We start from the raw sequence: 340 nt of genomic DNA on the forward strand, positions 1-340 counted from the left end.
CGCCGGCCCGTGGCACGACCCCGCCGAGCATCGCCGCTTCGTCACGCACCGGATCACGCGCGACTATCCGGCCGGCCTCGGCTACTGGTCGATCTTCGAGAAGGCCGCGCCCGACCGGTTCATCGGCTGGGTGCTGCTGATTCCCGACTACGCGGGCGGCGCGCGCGACGTCGAGATCGGCTGGCGGCTCGTGCGCACGGCGTGGGGGCGCGGCATCGCGAGCGAGGCCGCGGCGGCCGTCGTGCGGCACGCATTCGACACCGTGCGGCTGCCGCGTGTGATCGCCGACATCGCGGCGGCCAACACCGGTTCGCTGAACGTCGCACACAAGCTCGGGATG

General features: G+C 72.9%; 1 protein-coding gene. It reads left to right on the forward strand.

Annotation, left to right across the window (positions count from 1 at the left end):
• On the forward strand, window positions 1–340 hold a 340-nt coding region (locus SB771_RS33750; RefSeq protein WP_410721886.1), incomplete at both ends, for a GNAT family N-acetyltransferase.

It is taken from the genome of Burkholderia sp. SIMBA_051, from assembly GCF_046534915.1.
Taxonomy (GTDB): domain Bacteria; phylum Pseudomonadota; class Gammaproteobacteria; order Burkholderiales; family Burkholderiaceae; genus Burkholderia; species Burkholderia ambifaria.